This is a genomic window from Falsiroseomonas selenitidurans, from assembly GCF_012103215.1.
Classification (GTDB): Bacteria; Pseudomonadota; Alphaproteobacteria; order Acetobacterales; family Acetobacteraceae; genus Falsiroseomonas; species Falsiroseomonas selenitidurans.
Genome location: NZ_JAAVNE010000004.1, coordinates 161,319 through 179,117, shown reverse-complemented (window position 1 = coordinate 179,117; position 17,799 = coordinate 161,319). Strand labels below are relative to the sequence as shown.

General features: G+C 72.3%; 11 protein-coding genes. 8 read left to right on the top strand and 3 right to left on the bottom strand.

What is annotated here, in order from left to right:
• The 7 genes from HEQ75_RS04520 to HEQ75_RS04490 all read left to right on the top strand — a co-directional run.
• On the top strand, positions 1–1,465 hold a 1,465-nt coding region (locus tag HEQ75_RS04520), incomplete at its 5' end, for a hypothetical protein (protein WP_456237381.1).
• Between the two features lie 110 nt (positions 1,466–1,575).
• Positions 1,576–2,964 (top strand): LLM class flavin-dependent oxidoreductase, encoded by a 1,389-nt coding sequence (locus HEQ75_RS04515; protein ID WP_168027731.1) that lies wholly within the window; start codon positions 1,576–1,578, stop codon positions 2,962–2,964.
• On the top strand, positions 2,961–4,166 hold the full coding sequence (locus tag HEQ75_RS04510; protein ID WP_328733409.1) for an MFS transporter: 1,206 nt from the start codon (positions 2,961–2,963) through the stop codon (positions 4,164–4,166). The genes HEQ75_RS04515 and HEQ75_RS04510 overlap by 4 nt, the downstream gene beginning before the upstream one ends.
• A gap of 116 nt (positions 4,167–4,282) precedes the next feature.
• Positions 4,283–4,786 (top strand): YciE/YciF ferroxidase family protein, encoded by a 504-nt coding sequence (locus HEQ75_RS04505; protein WP_168027730.1) that lies wholly within the window; start codon positions 4,283–4,285, stop codon positions 4,784–4,786.
• A 41-nt stretch (positions 4,787–4,827) separates the two neighbouring features.
• Positions 4,828–5,910: a sensor histidine kinase gene (locus HEQ75_RS04500; protein WP_168027729.1), complete on the top strand. Its 1,083-nt coding sequence runs from the start codon at positions 4,828–4,830 to the stop codon at positions 5,908–5,910.
• Between the two features lie 82 nt (positions 5,911–5,992).
• Positions 5,993–8,197 carry an ATP-binding protein gene (locus HEQ75_RS04495; protein ID WP_168027728.1) on the top strand — a complete coding sequence of 735 codons (2,205 nt, stop codon included), beginning with the start codon at positions 5,993–5,995 and terminating at the stop codon, positions 8,195–8,197.
• A 110-nt stretch (positions 8,198–8,307) separates the two neighbouring features.
• On the top strand, positions 8,308–8,817 hold the full coding sequence (locus tag HEQ75_RS04490) for a ferritin-like domain-containing protein (protein ID WP_168027727.1): 510 nt from the start codon (positions 8,308–8,310) through the stop codon (positions 8,815–8,817).
• Positions 8,818–8,848: 31 nt separating this feature from the next.
• Here the strand turns inward: HEQ75_RS04490 and HEQ75_RS04485 are convergent, their stop codons facing one another.
• Both HEQ75_RS04485 and HEQ75_RS04480 read right to left on the bottom strand, forming a co-directional pair.
• On the bottom strand, positions 8,849–10,114 hold the full coding sequence (locus tag HEQ75_RS04485; RefSeq protein WP_168027726.1) for a hybrid sensor histidine kinase/response regulator: 1,266 nt from the start codon (positions 10,112–10,114) through the stop codon (positions 8,849–8,851).
• A 62-nt stretch (positions 10,115–10,176) separates the two neighbouring features.
• Positions 10,177–10,968: a response regulator transcription factor gene (locus tag HEQ75_RS04480; protein ID WP_168027725.1), complete on the bottom strand. Its 792-nt coding sequence runs from the start codon at positions 10,966–10,968 to the stop codon at positions 10,177–10,179.
• Positions 10,969–11,360: 392 nt separating this feature from the next.
• On the opposite strand from HEQ75_RS04480, the gene HEQ75_RS04475 reads away from it, so the two are divergent.
• Positions 11,361–13,742, top strand: coding sequence for a hybrid sensor histidine kinase/response regulator (locus HEQ75_RS04475; protein ID WP_168027724.1), 2,382 nt, complete (start codon positions 11,361–11,363; stop codon positions 13,740–13,742).
• Here HEQ75_RS04475 and HEQ75_RS04470 read toward each other — a convergent pair.
• Positions 13,696–17,769 carry a PAS domain S-box protein gene (locus tag HEQ75_RS04470; protein WP_209318341.1) on the bottom strand — a complete coding sequence of 1,358 codons (4,074 nt, stop codon included), beginning with the start codon at positions 17,767–17,769 and terminating at the stop codon, positions 13,696–13,698. The two genes, HEQ75_RS04475 and HEQ75_RS04470, sit on opposite strands and share 47 nt — an antisense overlap.
• Between the last annotated feature and the right edge of the window lie 30 nt (positions 17,770–17,799).

Genomic DNA, 17,799 nt, shown 5'->3' with positions numbered 1-17,799 from the left:
GCAGGCCGGCGCGCTGGAGACGACGGACCTGGCGGCGCTGACGACGACGCAGCTGCGCGGGCTGGCGAGCACGCAGATCATCGGCCTGACGACGACGCAGGTGGCGACGATCACCACGACACAGCTGGGCAGCCTGACGACGACGCAGGTCGGGGCGCTGACCACGGCGCAGGTGGCGGCGCTGACGACGACGCAGGTGGGCGGTCTCGGCACGACGCAGGTCCAGGGTCTGACGACCGGGCAGCTGGCGGCGCTGACGACGACGCAGATCGGCGCGCTGAGCAGCACGCAGGTGGGCGCGATCCGGCGCAACTGGATCCCGGGTCTCGAGACGACGGACATCGCGGCGCTGACGACGACGCAGATCGGCGGGCTGATCTCGACGCAGGTGGCGGCGCTGACGACGGCGCAGATGCGGGCGCTGGAGACGAGCGACCTGGCGGCGCTGACGACGACGCAGATGGTGGGGCTGAGCAGCACGCAGCTGGCGGCGCTGAGCACGACGCAGGTGGAGGCGCTGACGACGACGCAGCTGGCGGGGCTGGGCACGACGCAGCTGCCGGGGCTGACGAGCGCGCAGCTGGCGGCGCTGACGACGACGCAGTTCGGCGCGCTGAGCAGCACGCAGATCGGCGCGATCGCCTCGGCGCAGGTGAAGGGCATCGAGACGACGGACCTGGCGGCGCTGACGACGACGCAGGTGGCGGGGCTGACCAGCCAGCAGGTGGCGGCGCTGACCTCGACGCAGGCGGCGGCGCTGGAGACGACGGACCTGGCGGTGCTGTCCACGGCGCAGCTGCGCGGCCTCGGCACGACGCAGATCGCGGCACTGACCACGACGCAGGCCACCGCGCTGACCACGACGCAGCTGAACGCGCTGACCACGACGCAGGCTGCCGGCCTGACGACCACCCAGCTCGCCATCCTCACCACCACGCAGATCGGCAGCCTGGCCAGCACGCAGCTTTCCGGACTGACCTCGGCACAGCTGGCGGCGCTGACCACGACGCAGGTGGCGGTGCTCAGCTCGACCCAGATCGGTGCCATCAGCAGTGTGCAGATCAAGGGGCTGGAGACCACGGACCTCGCCGTGCTCACCACCACGCAGCTGGGTGGCCTGACCACCACGCAGCTGGCCGCCCTGACCACCACCCAGGTGGTCGGGCTCACCACCACGCAGGCGGCGGCGCTGACCACGACGCAGATCGGCGGGCTGACCGCCACGCAGATCGGCAGCCTGACGACGACGCAGCTGGGCGCGCTGACCAGCACCTCCATCACCGCGCTGACCACGAAGCAGATGCCAGGGCTGACCACCTCCCAGCTTGCCGCCCTCACCACCACGCAGATCGCGGGGCTGGAGACCACGGACATCATGGCGCTGACGGACACGCAGGTGGCCGGCTTCACCACCACGCAGATCGGCGCGATGTCCTCTTCCCAGGTGAACGCCCTGTTCGCCTGAACCCGGTCGCCCGAAGCCGGGGCCGGGTTTGACCGCCCCGCCCCGGGCGCCCCATCCTGCCGGCGCCCCGTGCCGCCCGCCGGCACGGGTGCGGGGAAGGAGACGGGGCGATGACGAGGCGCGAAGGTCCGGATGGGCCGCGGCAGATGCGGCTGAACGCCTTCGACATGGCAACCCCCGGCCATATCCAGCAGGGGATGTGGACCCATCCGCGTGATCGCAGCCGGGACTACGCCCGGCTGGACCACTGGACCGGCCTGGCGCGGCTCCTGGAACGCGGCCTGTTCGATGGCCTGTTCCTGGCCGATGTGCTCGGCATCTACGATGTGCATGGCGGCCGCCCCGATGCCGCGCTGCGCCATGGCGTGCAGGTGCCGCTGCTCGATCCGGTGCTGACGATCCCGGCGATGGCGGCGGCGACCACGCATCTCGGCTTCGGCGTCACCTGCAACCTGGCCTATGAACCGCCCTACCTGCTGGCGCGGCGGATGAGCACGCTGGACCACCTGACCGGCGGGCGCATCGGCTGGAACATCGTCACCGGCTATCTGGACAGTGCGGCGCGGGCGCTGGGCTATGCCGAGCAGATGCGCCACGACGACCGCTACGACCTGGCCGAGGAATACATGCAGGCGGTCTACGCGCTGTGGGAGGGCAGCTGGGCGGAGGATGCGGTGCGGGCGGACGCCGCCGGCGGCACCTTCACCGACCCCGCCCGGGTGCGCCGCGTGCGGCATGAGGGGAAGCAGTACCGGCTGGATGCGATCCATCTCTGCGCGCCCTCCGCCCAGCGCACGCCGGTTCTGTACCAGGCCGGCGCCAGCGACCGCGGGCGCGCCTTCGCCGGGCGCCATGCCGAATGCGTCTTCGTCAACGGCACGAAGCCGGAGGTTGTCGCGGCGCTGGTTGCGGATCTGCGCGCCCGTGCCGCCCCGCGGCCGATCCAGGTCTTCGCCGGCGCCACCGTGGTGGTCGGGCGGACCGAGGCGGAAGCGCGGGACATGCTGGCGGACTACGCCGCCCATGCCAGCGCGGAGGGCGCGCTGGCGCACGCCTCCGCCTCGCTCGGCATCGACCTGGCGCGGTTCGGCCTGGATGAGCCGGTGCAGGCCGGACCCAGCCAGGCCATCCGCTCCAACGCCGAGGCCATGGCGCGCGTCGCCGGCCCGGCCTGGACCAAGCGGCAATTGCTGGCGCAATCCGTGCTGGGCAGCCGCCAGCCGCCGATCGTGGGCGACCCGGCGCAGGTGGCGGATGCGCTGATGGGCTGGATGGCGGCGGCGGATGTGGATGGCTTCAACCTGTCCCGCACCGTCATGCCGGAATGCCTGGAGACCTTCATCGAGCTGGTCGTGCCGGTGCTGCAGGCGCGCGGCGTGTTCAAGACCGGCTACGCGCCCGGCAGCTACCGCGCCAAGCTGTTCGGCGCCGGCGACCGCCTGCCGCCGGGGCATCCTGCCGCGCGCCATCGCTGGCCGGAGGAAGGGCAGGGCGCGTGAAGGCGCGTGCCATCGCGCTGATCTGCCTGGCGCAGGTGCTGGTGCTGTCGCTGTGGTTTTCCGGCACCGCGGCGGGGCCGGGGCTGGCCGAGGCGGCGGGTCGGCCAGGTTCGGGCTTCCTGGCGCTGCTGACCAGTGCGGTGCAGGCCGGCTTCGTCTGCGGCACGCTGGCGAGCGCGGCGCTGACGCTGCCGGACCGGCTGGACCCGCGCCGCCTCTTCGCCGGCGCCGCCCTGCTGGGGGCCGTCGCCAATGCCGCCATCCTGCTGCTGCCGGCGGAGGCGATCATCCTCGCGCGCTTCGTCACCGGCGTGGCGCTGGCCGGGGTGTATCCGGTGGGCATGAAGCTGGCGGCCGGCTGGGCGGGCCAGGGCGGAGCAGGCCAGGGTGGAGCAGGCCGGGGCGACATGGGCCTGGTGGTCGGGCTGCTGGTGGGTGGGCTGGTGCTTGGCTCGGCCTCCCCGCATCTGGTCAATGGGTTGGGGGGGCTGGACTGGCGGCTGACCCTGGCCAGCGCGTCGCTCGCCGCGCTGGCGGGCGCGGCGCTGATCCTCGGGGTGCGGCTGGGGCCGGGCCATGCCGCGGCGCCGCCCTTCCGGCCGCAGGCCGCCCTGCAGCTGTGGCGCAACCGCGGCGCGCGGCTCGCCACCCTCGGCTATCTCGGCCACATGTGGGAATTGTATGCGATGTGGAGCTGGGTCGGCCTGTACCTGGCGGCCAGCTTCGCCGCCTGGCGCGGCACGCCCGGTGTGGTGGCGGCGGAGGCCTCGCTGGCGACCTTCGCGGTGATCGCGATCGGCGCGCCGGGCTCCGTCCTGGCCGGGATCTGGGCGGACCGGGTGGGGCGGGTGCGGGTGACGGTGGCGGCAATGGCCGTCTCCGGCGGCTGCTGCCTGCTGGCGGGGCTCGCCTTCGGGCTGCATCCGGTGCTGACCACCACGCTGTGCCTGGTCTGGGGCCTGGCCGTGGTGGCCGATTCCGCGCAGTTCTCGGCCAGCGTGGCGGAGCAGTCTGAACCGGGGCTGACCGGCACCATGCTGACCCTGCAGACCAGCCTCGGCTTCGCGCTGACGCTGGTGACCATCCACCTGATGCCGCCGCTGCTGGCGCTGGCCGGCTGGGGCGGCGCCTTCGCGGTGCTGGCGATCGGCCCGGCGCTGGGCTGCCTGGCGATGCTGCGGCTGGGCCGGCCACGCGGGTAATGCCGTCCGGCCCTGAACGCCGTGCCTGAACGCCCTGCCTGAACTCCCGGCCCACCAGGGCGTTCCTGGGGCGGCGACCGGCAGCGGCCGGCGCATGCAACCGCAAGGAGCCTCCGATGGGCCTGTTTTCCAAGTCGATCAAGACGCTGGACGATCTGTTCGTCCACACCCTGCAGGATATCTACTACGCCGAGCAGCAGATCGCGAAGTCGCTGCCGACGATGATCTCCAAGGCCACCGACCCGCAGCTTCGCCAGGGGCTGGAGGTGCATCTGCGGGAGACCGAGGGCCAGATCCAGCGCCTGGAACAGGTGTTCGAGATGCACGGCCAGCCGGCCAAGGGCACCACCTGTGCCGCCATGGACGGCATCCTGGAGGAGGCGAAGGACATCCTCGGCGTCGCCAACGACAATGACGTGCTGGATGCCGCCATCATCTCCTCGGCCCAGGCGGTGGAGCATTACGAGATCACCCGCTACGGCACGCTCGTCGCCTTCGCCAAGCAGCTCGGCCGCCAGGATTGCGCGGCGGTGTTGCAGAAGACGCTGGACGAGGAATATGCGACCGACCGCAAGCTGTCCTCGATCGCCGAGTCCAAGGTGAACCGGGCCGCCGCCTGATGCGATGGCCGGACGCGACCCTGCCCGGCTGAAGCGCCGGCATGGACCGGATCTTCATGCGGATGGCGGCGATGCGCGCCCTGCCGGTCTGGGCGCGCTACGGGGCGACGGCGCTGCTGGTGCTGGCCTGCCTGCTTGGCCGGCTGGCCCTGCTGGGCCACGCCACGGCCATGCCCTACATGCTGTTCATGCCGGGCATCATCGCGGCCGGCGTCCTGTTCGACCGTGGCACCGGCTTCGTCGCCACCGTTGCCTCGGCCGGGCTTGGCCTGTGGTACTTCGTCCCGCCGCAGCGCAGCCTGGCGGTGACCGAGCTGCCGGTGCTGTTCGAGCTGGCGACCTTTCTCGCCATCGGCTTCTTCACCGCGACGCTGCTTGAGGCGCTGCACCACGCCATCAGCAGCCTGGCGTCGGAGCGCGCCGAACTGTCGCGCGCCAACGCGGACCTGCGCAGCACCGCGGCAGAGCGCGGCACCCTGCTCAGCGAGTCGGTGCATCGCGCCCGCAACGACCTGCAGCGCCTGGCGTCGACCCTGCGCCTCAAGGCCGGCACCTATGAGGACCCGGCGGCGCGGGCGGCGCTGAACGAGGCCTCCGGCCGCATCGCTGCGCTGGCGCGCATCAATGGCCGGCTGGACCGGCACCGCGAGGAGGATGGCAAGGCGCAGGTGGACAGCCGGGGCTTCCTGGAAGGGCTGGTGGCGGATCTGGAGGATGCGGCGGTGGACATGCGCCCCGTGGCGCTCAGCGTCCTGGCGGACAGCAGCGTCCTGCCGATGTCGCGCGCCGTTCCGCTGGGGCTGATCGTGAACGAGCTGGTGGGCAACGCGCTCAAATATGCCTTTCCCGACGATGCCGAGGGCCGCATCGCCGTGGCGCTGCGGCGGGAGCCGGAGGCCTTCGTGCTGACGGTGGAGGATGACGGCATCGGCGCCGATCCGGCCGCGCCGCCCAGGGGCAGCGGCCTCGGCACCCGCATCAGCCGGGCGCTGGCCGCGCAGCTGGGCGGAAAGCTGCACAGCGCGCCGGTGGCACCGGGCAGGGCGCGCCCCGGGCTGCGCTGGACCGTGCGCTTCCCCGCCGGCAGCGCCGGTCCGGGCGAGAGCCTGCACAGCCGGCCTTGATACCGGTCTGGAAACTTTCGCCAGGGTCGCGGCTTTTGCCGGGCGGGGCCGGCAGGCGCGGGTTTTCGAACAGGTCGGAGACATGCACGAGACGGGACGGGAGGCCGGGCTGCTGCGGCAGCAGGAAGCGCTGGCCAGGTTCGGGGAGTTGGCGCTGCGCTCGGACAGCATCGACGAGATCCTGGCGGAGGCGGCGCGGCTGGTGCGCGACGCGCTGCGGGCCGATTTCGCCAAGGTGATGGAATTGCAGCCGGATGGCCGGACTTTGCTGGTCCGTGCCGGCGTCGGCTGGCCGGAAGGCGTGGTGGGGCAGGTCCGCGTGCAGGCGGAAATCGGATCCTCCGAAGGCTATGCGCTGCGCACCGGCGATGCCGCCATCTCGCCCGACATCGCGCTGGAGGACCGCTTCACCTACCCGGACTTCATCCGCGATGCCGGGGTGCGCGCGCTGGTGAATGTGGTGATCCTCGGCACCGATCATCGGCCGCCCTACGGCCTGTTGCAGGTGGACAGCCGCCGGCCGCGCGCCTTCTCCGAGCACGACATCAGCTTCCTGCGCGGCTACGCCACCCTGATCGCCGGTGCCGTCCATCGGCTGCATGTGGCGGCGGAACGCCGGCGGGCCGAGGAGGCGCTGCGCGAAAGCGAGGACCATCATCGTGCCTCGGTAGAACTGAACCCGCAGATCCCCTGGACGGCCGATGCCGATGGCCGGATCACCGGCTTCAGCCAGCGCTGGCTGGAACTCACCGGCCAGACGCAGGAAGCGGCGCTGCAGGATGGCTGGCTGCGCACCCCGCACCCGGACGACCGCGCCCGCATCCAGGCGGCGTGGCGGCGCGCGGTGGCGGAGGGCACGGCCTTCGATGCGGAAGCGCGCTTCCACACCGCCTCTGGCGCCTGGCGCTGGCTGCGCGCCCGCGCCGCGCCGCGCCGGGGCGCAGCGAAGGAGGTGATGGGCTGGTACGGCACGCTGGAGGATATCGAGGACCGCAAGCGGCTGGAGACCGCCCTGCATCTGTGGAACGACGCGCTGGAAAAGCGCGTGGCCGAGCGCACCGCCGCCCTGCAGTCGGAACAGCAGGAACGCGCGGCGGCGGAGGAGAAGCTGCGCCAGGCGCAGAAGATGGAAGCGGTGGGCCAGCTGACCGGCGGCATCGCGCACGACTTCAACAACCTGCTGACCGCGATCATCGGCAGCCTGGGGCTGCTGGAGCGCCGCCGGATCGAAGGCCGATTCGGTGATTTCGACCGCTACATCACCACGGCGCAGAGCGCGGCGACGCGCGCCGCGGCGCTGACCCACCGGCTGCTCGCCTTTTCCCGCCGCCAGACCCTGGATGCGCGGCCCACCGACCTCGGCGCGCTGGTGCGCGGGATGGAGGACATGATCCGCCGCACCGTGGGCCCGGCCGTGCAGCTGGAGGTCGCCGCCAGCCCCGGGCTGTGGGCCACGCTGCTGGACCGCAACCAGATGGAGAACGCGCTGCTGAACCTGTGCATCAACGCGCGCGACGCCATGCCGGAAGGCGGCCGCCTGTCCATCGCCACCGCCAATGCCCGGCTGGACGCGCGGGCCGCCGCGGCGCGGGACCTGGCGGCGGGGGACTACCTGATGCTGGCGGTGGCCGATACCGGCGCGGGCATGCCGCCGGATGTGGTGGCGCGCGCCTTCGACCCCTTCTTCACCACCAAGCCCTTGGGCAAGGGCACCGGGCTCGGCCTTTCCATGATCTATGGCTTCGTCCGGCAATCCGGCGGCCAGGTGCGCATCGTCTCCGCGCCGGGGCAGGGCACCACGGTCTGCATCCACCTGCCGCGCCATGCCGGCGCCTCAGCCCCCGCCACCGCACCGCGGGCCAGTCCGCCGCCGGGCCGGGCGGAGCCGGGGGCCACGGTGCTGCTGGTGGATGACGAGGCGACGCTGCGCAGCCTGATGACGGAGGTGCTGGAGGAGCTGGGCTGCACCGTGCTGGCGGCGGCCGATGGCGCGGCGGGCCTGGCGCTGCTGCGCAGCGCGGCGCGGCTGGACCTGCTGGTCACCGATGTGGGCCTGCCCGGCGGCATGAATGGCCGCCAGGTGGCGGAGGCGGCACGCCTGCTGCGGCCGGGGCTGCGGGTGCTGTTCATCACCGGCTATGCCGAGGCCGCGGCCATCGGCAACGTGCCGCTGGCGATCGACATGCAGCTGATGACCAAGCCCTTCACCATGGCCGACCTGGCGCGCCGCATCCGCGGCATGATCGCCCAGCCGCAGGCCTTGAAGCCGCCGTCGCAGCCGGCCTGAGCGCCGGCTCTCCACCTTATCATCGCGGCCGATGCCGCAGGACGGCCCGCCGCCGCGTTCCGCGCGCAGGCCGCCATCGGGGACGGCCGGTGAACCGAGGAGGGATGCCCATGGCGAACGAATACCGCGACACCTACATCGCCGGGTTGGTGAACGCCCGCGCGCTTGAGACCGAGGCCATCCAGATCCTGTCACGGCAGGTCGACCGGCTGGAAAACTACCCCGAGATGGAAGCCGCGCTGCGCCGCCACATCGCCGAGAGCGAGGTGCAGCGCGACCGGCTGGACGAATTGCTGGAGGGTCTCGGCACCTCCGGCTCCGGCCTCAAGGACCTCGCGACCGGGCTGGCGGCGAATATCGCCGCGATCGGCCATGCGCTGATGCCGGACGAGGTGCTGAAGAACGCGATGGCGAACTATGCCTTCGAGCACTACGAGATCGCCGCCTACCGGTCGCTCATCACCCTGGCGGAGCTGGCCGGCCACGGCAGCGCCCATGCCGCGCTGGATCTGTCGCTGCGGGAGGAGGAGCGGATGGCGCAATGGTGCCACGACAACCTCGATGCGGTGACGCGGCGCTACGCCACGCTGCGGGCGCAGGGGCAGAAGGCCGGGGTCTGACCTTCGCGACCCGACCGGAGGGCGAGGCGGGTCAGCCCGCCGGCGCCGGCAGCTCGATCCGCGCCTCGGTGCCGCCGCCGGGGCGCGGCAGCAGCCGCAGCCGCCCGCCATGCGCGGTGGCGACGCGCTTGGCCAGCGCCAGCCCCAGCCCGGCGCCGGGCCAGGCCCGGGTCAGCGACATGTCGGCCTGCAGGAACGGCGTGCCGATCTGCTCCAGCAGGGCCGGGGGCAGGCCGGTGCCGCGGTCGAGCACCCGGATGGCGAGGCCGCCATCGGCCAGCGCGGCCAGGGCCAGGCCGATCTCGGCCCCGCTCGGCGAGGCCTTGATGGCGTTGTCGAGCAGCTGCAGCAGCGCCGCCAGCAGCAGCCGCGCATCGCCGGTGACGCTCAGCGCGGCGGCGGGGTCGTCCGCCGCCGGCAGGGCCAGGCGGAGGCCGCGCGCCGTGGCAGCCGCTTCCAGCCGCGTGGCGGCGCGCGCCAGCAGCCGCACCGCCGGCTCGGCCACGCCGGGGCCCAGGCCGCGGCCATGTTCGAGCGCGACGATGTCGAGCGCGCCTTCGATGAGCGCGAGCAGCCGTTCCGCGCCTTCATGGATGAGCCGGCCGTAGTCGCGGACCTCCTCGGCCCGCAGCGTCGCGCCGCCGGCGAGGATCTGGGAGAAGCCGAGGATCGGGATCAGCGGCGTGCGCAATTCGTGGGATACCACGGCCAGCAGGTCGCGCCGCACCCGCTGGCTGGCCGCCAGCGCGCTCTGCGCGTCGTCCAGCCGGGCGGAGGAGGCCGCCAGCCGGTCGAACAGCCTGGCGCGCTCCGCCTCCGCCTCCCGCACATGGTCGGCCACCGCGGCATCGCGGGCGGCCCGGGCGCGGCGCTGGCGGCTGCTGTCCAGGGCGCGGCCGACCACGGTGGCCACTTCGCCCAGGCGCAACGGCTTCTGCACCAGGTCGAAGGTGCGGGCGCGCAGCGCGCCAAGCGCGACATCGGCGGTGGCACCGCCGGTCAGCAGCACCACTTCCAGCGCCGCGCCCTCCGCCCGGTCGCGCAGCAATTCCTCGGCCAGCGCCAGGCCGGTCTGGCCGGGCATGCGGACATCCGACAGCACCACGGCGATGGCGGGGTCCTCTCGCACCGCCTGCTTCGCGGCCTCCGGGTTGTCGACGCCCGACACCTCGAAGCCGCGCTGCGTCAGGGCGCGCAGCAGCATCTCGACGATCGGGCGTTCGTCATCCACGACCAGCACGCGCAGCGGCGGGGTGTCCGTCGCGGTGTCCGGCGGGCTGCCGGTTCCGGCATCCATCGCAGCGCCCGCGGGGGCAAGGTCTGGCGCGCCCGCTGGCGCGCCGGATGTCGCCGCGGTCATCACCAGACGAGCCGGTAGCCCTTGCCGCGCAGCGCGGTGATGGTGACCTGGCCGGCGGAAGCGGCGTTGAGCTTCTGCCGGAGGTTGGAGGCCAGCTGGTCGACACCGCGCTGTTCCGGCAGCAGGCGGCGGCCAAGCACACGGTCCGAGATGGTCTCGCGGTCCGCCAGATTATCCGGCGCGGCGAGCAGCAGGCTGAGCAGCCCGGCCTCGCCGCCGGTCAGCCGGGTCTCCTGCCCTGCCGCGTCGCGCAGGCGCATCCGCGCCGGCTGCAGCTGCAGCCCGCCGACGGTCCAGCCCTGCTGTTCGGACGCCATGGCCGCCGCCGCCGGCGGGGCGGGCAGGGGCGCCGCCTCCGGCCGCGTCACGCTGCCGGCATCGAGCCGGCGGCTCAGGGCGCGCACCCGCGCCACCATTTCCCGCAAGGAGAACGGCTTCGCCAGGTAGTCGTCGGCGCCGACCTCCAGCCCGATGATCCGATCCACCTCGTCGGCGCGGCCGCTGACGACGATGACGCCGAGATCCGGGCAGCTGGCGGCTTCCCGCACGAAGGCGATGCCGTTGCCGTCCGGCAGGCCGAGATCCACCACGACGAGGCGCGGCTGGTCGCGTTGCAGCCGGGCGCGCGCCTCGGCGAGGGACGCGGCGACGACGCAGCTCCAGCCATCGCGCCCGAGCGCGGCGCAGATGGTGGCGGCAACCGCGCCGTCGTCCTCGACCACGAGGATTGGGCGATGCCCGTTGCCGGACATGGTGACGGCCGGTGCGGCCGGGACCGTTTGGGCGGACATGAGGCGCTCCCCGTCATGAGGTCCTTGGCAGGCGCTGGGTGGAAGCTAGGGTTAAGTGGTTTGTCATGTCGACAACCAGAAACCGTCGATCTGTTCCACGACCCAAAATTGCAATCGCTCGCCATCCGGTGCAGGGCAGGTGGCGGTTCCACGGGCATCGCCCCTGTCCCTGCGGTAATCTGCCCGGGAGTGGGCAATCAAGTGTTAACCTTCCAACTGGAAGGTGCGCCCTGCCTGTCCTACCATTCAACCAGCAGGCGCAATGGGAGCCGATGTTGCAGGGGAGCCAGAATGCGCCGGAGGCGCCCTTGCCCGCGCAGCCTGACGCGCCCCGGCCCGCCCTCCCCAATGGCCCCGATCCGGCATCCGCCAGCCTGCGTCCGCGCCGGGCAATGCTGCTGCTGGTCGCCCTGTGCATCCTGATTCCGGTCGCGACCCTCGCCGTCAATGGCATGGAACGGCATGCCCGCGTGCTCTACGACGCGCGGCGGGACGGCGAATCGATTGCCGCGGTGCTGCACCAGATGGTCCGCAACCTGCTGGAAACCCAGGATCTGGTCCTCGACATGGTGGAGGACATGATCAGCGACATGACGCCGGAGGAAGTCGCCTCGCCGGCCACCAGCCGGCGTCTCGCCACCATCGTCAACCGGCTGGAACAGACCGTCTCGGTCTGGGTCAGCGATGCGGACGGCACCTTCCAGGCGGCAAGCCGGCCCTGGCCCAGGGGGCTGGGGGTGCGGGGCCGGGAGCATTTCGAGATCCAGCGGAACGCCCCCGTGCCGCGCCATGTCAGCGAACCCTATGTCGGGCGTACCAGCGGCCGCGCCGCCTTCGCGATGAGCCGGCGGCGCTCCGCGGCGGATGGCAGCTTCCAGGGCGCGATCCATGTGGCGGTGAATCTGGACTATGTGGCGCGCAGCTTCGCCACGGCGATCGGCACCCATGGCGGCGCCGCGGCGATGTTCCGGAACGACGGCACGCTGCTGGCGCGGGTGCCCCCGGTGCCCCCGGACTTCCTGGCGGACCCCAGACAGGTGCCGCGGCTGAGCGAGAACAACCCGCTGCTCCGCGCCTTCCGGGAAAAGCCGGATGCAGGGGTGATCGAAGCGGCATCGCCGATGGACGGACAGAACCGGGTCTATGCCTATCGCGCGGTGGCGCCCTTTCCGGTCGTGGTCGGCTATGGGGTCGACCTGCCGGACCGTCTCGCCGCCTGGCAGCGGGACATGGCCCGTCGCGCCGCACTGGTGCTGCTCGTGGTGCTGCTGCTGCTCGGGGCCACGCTGGTAGCCTGGCGTGGCATGGCCGGCCGCGCCGAGGCGACCGCCGCCCTGAAGCAGGAGGCCGAAAGGCGCCACGTGGCGGAGGCGCGGCTGCTGCGCGCCCGCGCCCTGGAAGCGATGGGCCGCATGGCGCGCGGCGTGGCGCATGACCTGAACAACCTGCTGACCGTGGTGCTGGGCAATCTGGAAACCCTGGAGGAGAGCGCGACGGAGCCGGCGCAGCGCGGCCTTGCCGAGCGCACGAGGCGAGCGGCGGAAGCCAGCGCCCGGCTCGCCGCCAGCCTGCTGGCCTATGCCCGGACCCAGGTCCTGCGGGTGGAGCGGGTGTCGGTCGCCTCCCTGCTGCGCGAGTTGCACCCGGTGCTGCAGGACCTGGCCGGCCCAGGCGTGATCCTGCGGCAGGAGCTGGAGCCCGGGCTGCCGGATTGCGAGGCCGATCCGGCGCAGCTGGGCGCGGCGCTGAGCAACCTGGTCGCCAATGCGCGGGACGCGCTGGCCGGCCGGCCCTCGCCCGGGCACATCACCATCACCGCGCGTCGCGCGCGGCTGGAGGGCAAGGCGTTCGCCAGCGGCAGCAGCCACGCCACGGTCGCCATGCCACAGGGCCGCTTCATTGCCATTGCCGTGACCGATGATGGGGCAGGCATGGCCGCGAAGGTCGCGGCGCATGTCTTCGAGCCGTTCTTCACCACCAAGGCCCCCGGCACCGGCACCGGGCTGGGCCTGTCGCAGGTCTATGGCCTGGTGACCCAGCTTGGTGGCCAGGTGACGCTGCGCAGCGAGCCGGAGCGCGGCACCACGATCACGCTGTTCCTCCCGGAGGCCGGCCAGGCGACCGCGCCGATGCTCGGCGCTGCCCTCTCCCCGGGCCCCATTGGCGCCACCGGGACCGCCAGGGATCCGGCTCGGCCCGGGCCGGGTGCGGGGCCGGCGCCGGCGGCCATGCCCGGCGCGCCGCCCGGCCCGGCACCGGCGTCCGCACCCCAGCCAGCGCCCCAGTCAGCACCCCAGTCAGCGCCCGGGTCCGCGACCAGGGCCGCGCCGGAGCCTGCGCCGGACGTCGCCCCGACCCCGGCCCCGGCGGCACGGCCCGCCCGCATCCTGGTGGTGGAGGACCAGCCGGAAATCCGCGCGATGACGGAGCGGATGCTGGCACGCGGTGGCCATGCCGTCACCAGCGTCTCCGGCGGCAAGGCTGCGGTGGCGATGCTGGCGCAGGGGGAGCCCTTCGATCTGGTCCTGTCCGACGTGCTGATGCCCGGCGGCATGGATGGCATGGAGCTGGCGCGCCACATCCGCGCCCACCACCCGGAGGTCTCCGTGGTGCTGATGTCCGGCTACACGCCGGACCCGGAGCAGCTGGGCCGCGTCACGGCGGAGGCGGCGGCGGATGCGGATAGCCCCGGCATGCCGCATGTCACCGGCTTCCTGGGCAAGCCCTTCACCCGCCAGGCGCTGGAGGAGGCGGTGCGGCGGGCCCTGGGCTGACCGGCCCGTCAAGCGCCGCACGCACCCGTTCCGCCAGTTCCCGTCGCCGATAGGGCTTGTTCAGCAGCATCACGCCGGGGTCCAGTCGTCCCTGATGGATGATGCCGCCTTCCGTGTAGCCGGAGGTGAACAGCACGCGCAGCCCGGGCTGCACCCGCAGCGCCGCCTGCGCCAGTTCCGGCCCGCTCATGCCACCCGGCATCACCACATCGGTGAACAGCAGGTCGAAGTCCGGGCTGTGCCGCAGGGCCGCCAACGCCTCCGCCGCATGGGCGGCGACCACCACGTGGTAGCCCAGATCGGCCAGCAGCCCGGCGACATGCTCGCGCACCAGCGCGTCGTCCTCCACCACCAGCAGCTTGTCCCGACCGCCGAGCAGGTGGCTGGGGTCCTGCCGCGGCGCCGCCAGGCTGGCATTGGCGGCCGCGCGCGGGATGTACATCTTGACCGTGGTGCCTTGCCCGGGCTCCGAGTAGATCTTCACGTGCCCGCCCGACTGCTTCATGAAGCCGAACACCATGGAAAGGCCCAGCCCGCTGCCCTGGCCGACATCCTTGGTGGTGAAGAAGGGCTCGAAGGCGCGGGCCAGGACGTCGGGCGTCATGCCGATACCGCTGTCGGTCACCGCGATCATCACATAGTCGCCTTCCACCACCTCGCCCTCGTTGTAGGCATAGGTGTCGTCCAGGTGGACATTGGCGGTCTCCACCGTCAGCCGCCCGCCCTGCGGCATCGCATCGCGCGCGTTGATGCACAGGTTCAGCACCGCGTTCTCCAGCTGCGGCGGATCGATCAGCGCCGGCCAGAGCCCGGGCGAAGCGGCCAGATCCACCTCGATGTTCCCGCCCAGCGTGCGCTGCACCATCTGGTGCAGGTCGGCCAGGAGGCGGTTCACGTCGATCACCTTCGGATCCAGCGCCTGGCGGCGGGAGAAGGCGAGCAGGCGGCTGGTCAGCGCCGAGCCGCGCTCCGCCGCCTGCATGTTCATCTCCGCCATCAGGCGCAGATCCGGCTCCTGCTCCAGGCTGTCCGCCAGCATTTCCGAATTGCCCAGGATGACGGTCAGCAGGTTGTTGAAGTCGTGGGCCACGCCGCCGGTCAGCTGGCCGATGGCCTCCAGCCGCTGTGCCTGGCGCAGCTTCTGTTCCAGCTCCAGCCGCTCCGTGATGTCGGTGTTGACGCAGAGGATGGCGTGCGGCGCGCCGTCCGGGTCGCGCACCAGCGTCCAGGCGCCCTCCACCATCAGCCGCGTGCCGTCCTTGCGGCGCTGCCCGATGATGCCGTTCCATTCGCCCTCCGCCAGCACCGCCGCGGTGGCGCGGCGGAACGGCGCCTGGTCTTCGTAGATCAGGTCGTGCGCCATCTGGCCCGTCGCTTCCGCCGCGGTCCAGCCATACAGGCGCTCCGCGCTGCGGTTCCAGAACAGCACACGGTGATCCGTGCCGCGCACCACGATCGCATCACGCGTCTGGTCCAGCAGCGCCGCCTGCTGTTCGAGCTGGTGCTGCGTGCGCTTGCGCCCGGTGATGTCGCGCTGCACGGCGACGAAATGCGTCACCGTGCCATCGGCGTCCGTTACCGGCACGATGTCGAGTTCCAGCCAGATCTCCTCGCCATCCTTGCGGTAGTTCAGCAGTTCCTCTCGGATCGGCCGGCGTTCTTCCAGCGCGGTGCGGACCCGGTCCAGCACGAAGCGGTCGGTGCGCGGGCCCTGCAGCATGCGCGGCGTCAGGCCGATGATCTCCTCCGGCCGGAAGCCGGTCAGGCGCTCGAAGGCCTGGTTGACGAACAGCGTGCGCGGGCCCGGCGCGTCGATCGGCGCGGCCTCGGTGATCAGGATGATGTCGTTGGCCTTGGCCGCCGCCACCTCCAGCAGTCGCAGCCTTTCGTCGCGGCGGTGCTGTTCGCTCACGTCGCGGAAGAACAGCGTCAGCCCGTCCCGGGCCGGATACAGCGTGATGTCGAACCAGGTGCCCAGCATCGGGTTGTGGAAGAGCAGGCGCCGGGTCTGCCGGTCGGCCGCGGTCGCCCGCATCTGGCGCTCCACCTCGGTGCCGACGATGGCGGGGGAGGCCTGCCAGACACCCTTGCCCACCAGCTCCCCGGCCTCGCGCCGCAGCAGCCGTTCCGCCTGGCGGTTGACGTAGGTGTAGCGCCAATCGTGGCTGATGGTGCAGAGCCCGTCGCTGAAGCTCTCGAAGGTGGCGTGCAGTTCCGCCGCCGCGTCGCGCGCCGCCTCCTCCGCCCGCAGCCGTTCCGTGATGTCCCAGATCACGGAAAGCCCGGCCGGCCGGCCATAATAGGTGATCAGGCGTGACCGCACCTGCACCTTGCGGATCTCGCCGGTGGCGGTCCGGTGCGTCCAGGGGCCGCTGACGACCAGCGCGGGGGTGAAGGTCCGCACCAACTCGGCCAGGGGCGCGCGTTCGTCTTCCGGACGGATGTCCATCAGGTTCATCCGCAGGAACTCCTCCCGCGACCAGCCATAGCCATCCACGGCGGCTTCGTTCACGGCGAGAAAACCATGGGTCTTCTGGTCGAACACCCACATCGGCGCCGGGTGCTGGTGGAACAGGTCGCGGAAGGCCGCCTCGCTCGCCGTCAGCGCGGCGGCTTCGGCACGGCTGGCGGTGATGTCGCGCTGCAGGGACATCCAATGGGTTCGCCAGCCGGTCTCGTCCACCACCGGGGCGATGTTCACCTCCACCCAATAGGGCGTGCCGTCGCGCCGGCGGTTCTGGATCGCCTGGCGCACCGGCAGGCCCGCGGCGACCGCGTCGCGGATCGCCTCGCGCGCCTCGGGCGTGGTTTCAGGACCCTGCAGCATCCGGGGCGGCTGGCCCAGCACTTCCTCCAGCGCATAGCCGGTCTGGGCCAGGAAGGCGTCGTTGGCGTAGCGGATGCGCGGGCCCGGGGCGTCGCTTGCCGCATCCGTGATGATGACGGGGTCGTTGCTGGCATCGACCACCCGGCGGAACAGCTCCGCCTCCTCGGTGTCGCGCAGACGGCGCAGCAGCGGCCGCAGCGTGCCGGCGGCCTCGGCCAGCGTCTCGGCGACCGAATCCAGGTCGCGCCGGCCGGCGGCAAAGCCCAGCGCCATGCAGCAGCGTTCCGCGCCGGCAGAGACCGGCGTCAGGATCATCGCCGCCATGCCGCGTTCCACCGAGAGGAGGACAGCCGGCCAGTGGCCGCTGTTGTCCGGCGTCAGGTCGGTGACGATGATCTGACGGTCTGTGCGAATCGCCTGGCCGGCGGCGCTGTTGTCCACGGTCAGGCCGGTGGCACGGATCCGCTCCAGCAAGGCCGGCTCGTTGAACTGGCCTTCGCCCTGGCCGCTGACGAGCTGCAGCCGCCGCCCATCGGGCGCCAGCCGCAGGAACAGGCAGCTCACGCCACCCACCACCTCGCGCAGCGCCCGCATGGCGGCGTCGATCGCTTCGCGGAAGGTGGGCGTTTCGGCCGCCGCGCGCAGCAGCTTCTCGCGCAGCGCCGCGCGCGCCACTTCCGCCTGTTGCGCCGTCACCTGCCGGCGCAGTTCCAGCTGCGCCATCGCCGCCGCCGCCAGATCCGCCAGCGTGTCCTGCTGCGCGGCGCTGAGCGGCGCGCGCGGGGCGGTGTCCAGGATGCAGAGCGTGCCGATCGCCAGGCCTTCCGGCGTCAGCAGCGGCGCGCCGGCGTAGAAGCGGATCCGCGGTGCCTGCGTGACCAGCGGGTTGTCGGCAAAACGCGGGTCCTGCGTGGCGTCGGGCACCATGCAGATTGCGGCGCCCTCGATGGCGGCGTTGCAGAAGGCGATGGCGCGTGGCGTCTCGGCCAGGTCGATGCCGATGCGCGCCTTGAACCACTGGCGATTTTCATCCACCAGCGACACCAGCGCCATGGGCACGTCGAACACCTGGTGCGCCAGGCGCACCAGCCGGTCGAAGCCCGGTTCCGGCGCGGTATCCAGCACCCCGTACTGGCGCAGCGCCGCCAGGCGCGCGGCCTCGGTCCGGGCAGGGGCGGCCGAATCCGACTTGAGCGGCAAGCCGATCGTCTCCGAATCAGGAAATGCTCG

Coding starts and splice junctions, on each gene's coding strand:
- HEQ75_RS04505 (WP_168027730.1), top strand. CDS start 4,283: ATGGGCCTGTTTTCCAAGTCGATCAAGACGCTGGACGATCTGTTCGTC.
- HEQ75_RS04500 (WP_168027729.1), top strand. CDS start 4,828: ATGGACCGGATCTTCATGCGGATGGCGGCGATGCGCGCCCTGCCGGTC.
- HEQ75_RS04480 (WP_168027725.1), bottom strand. CDS start 10,968: ATGTCCGCCCAAACGGTCCCGGCCGCACCGGCCGTCACCATGTCCGGC.
- HEQ75_RS04475 (WP_168027724.1), top strand. CDS start 11,361: ATGCTGCTGCTGGTCGCCCTGTGCATCCTGATTCCGGTCGCGACCCTC.
- HEQ75_RS04515 (WP_168027731.1), top strand. CDS start 1,576: ATGACGAGGCGCGAAGGTCCGGATGGGCCGCGGCAGATGCGGCTGAAC.
- HEQ75_RS04490 (WP_168027727.1), top strand. CDS start 8,308: ATGGCGAACGAATACCGCGACACCTACATCGCCGGGTTGGTGAACGCC.
- HEQ75_RS04485 (WP_168027726.1), bottom strand. CDS start 10,114: ATGGATGCCGGAACCGGCAGCCCGCCGGACACCGCGACGGACACCCCG.
- HEQ75_RS04495 (WP_168027728.1), top strand. CDS start 5,993: ATGCACGAGACGGGACGGGAGGCCGGGCTGCTGCGGCAGCAGGAAGCG.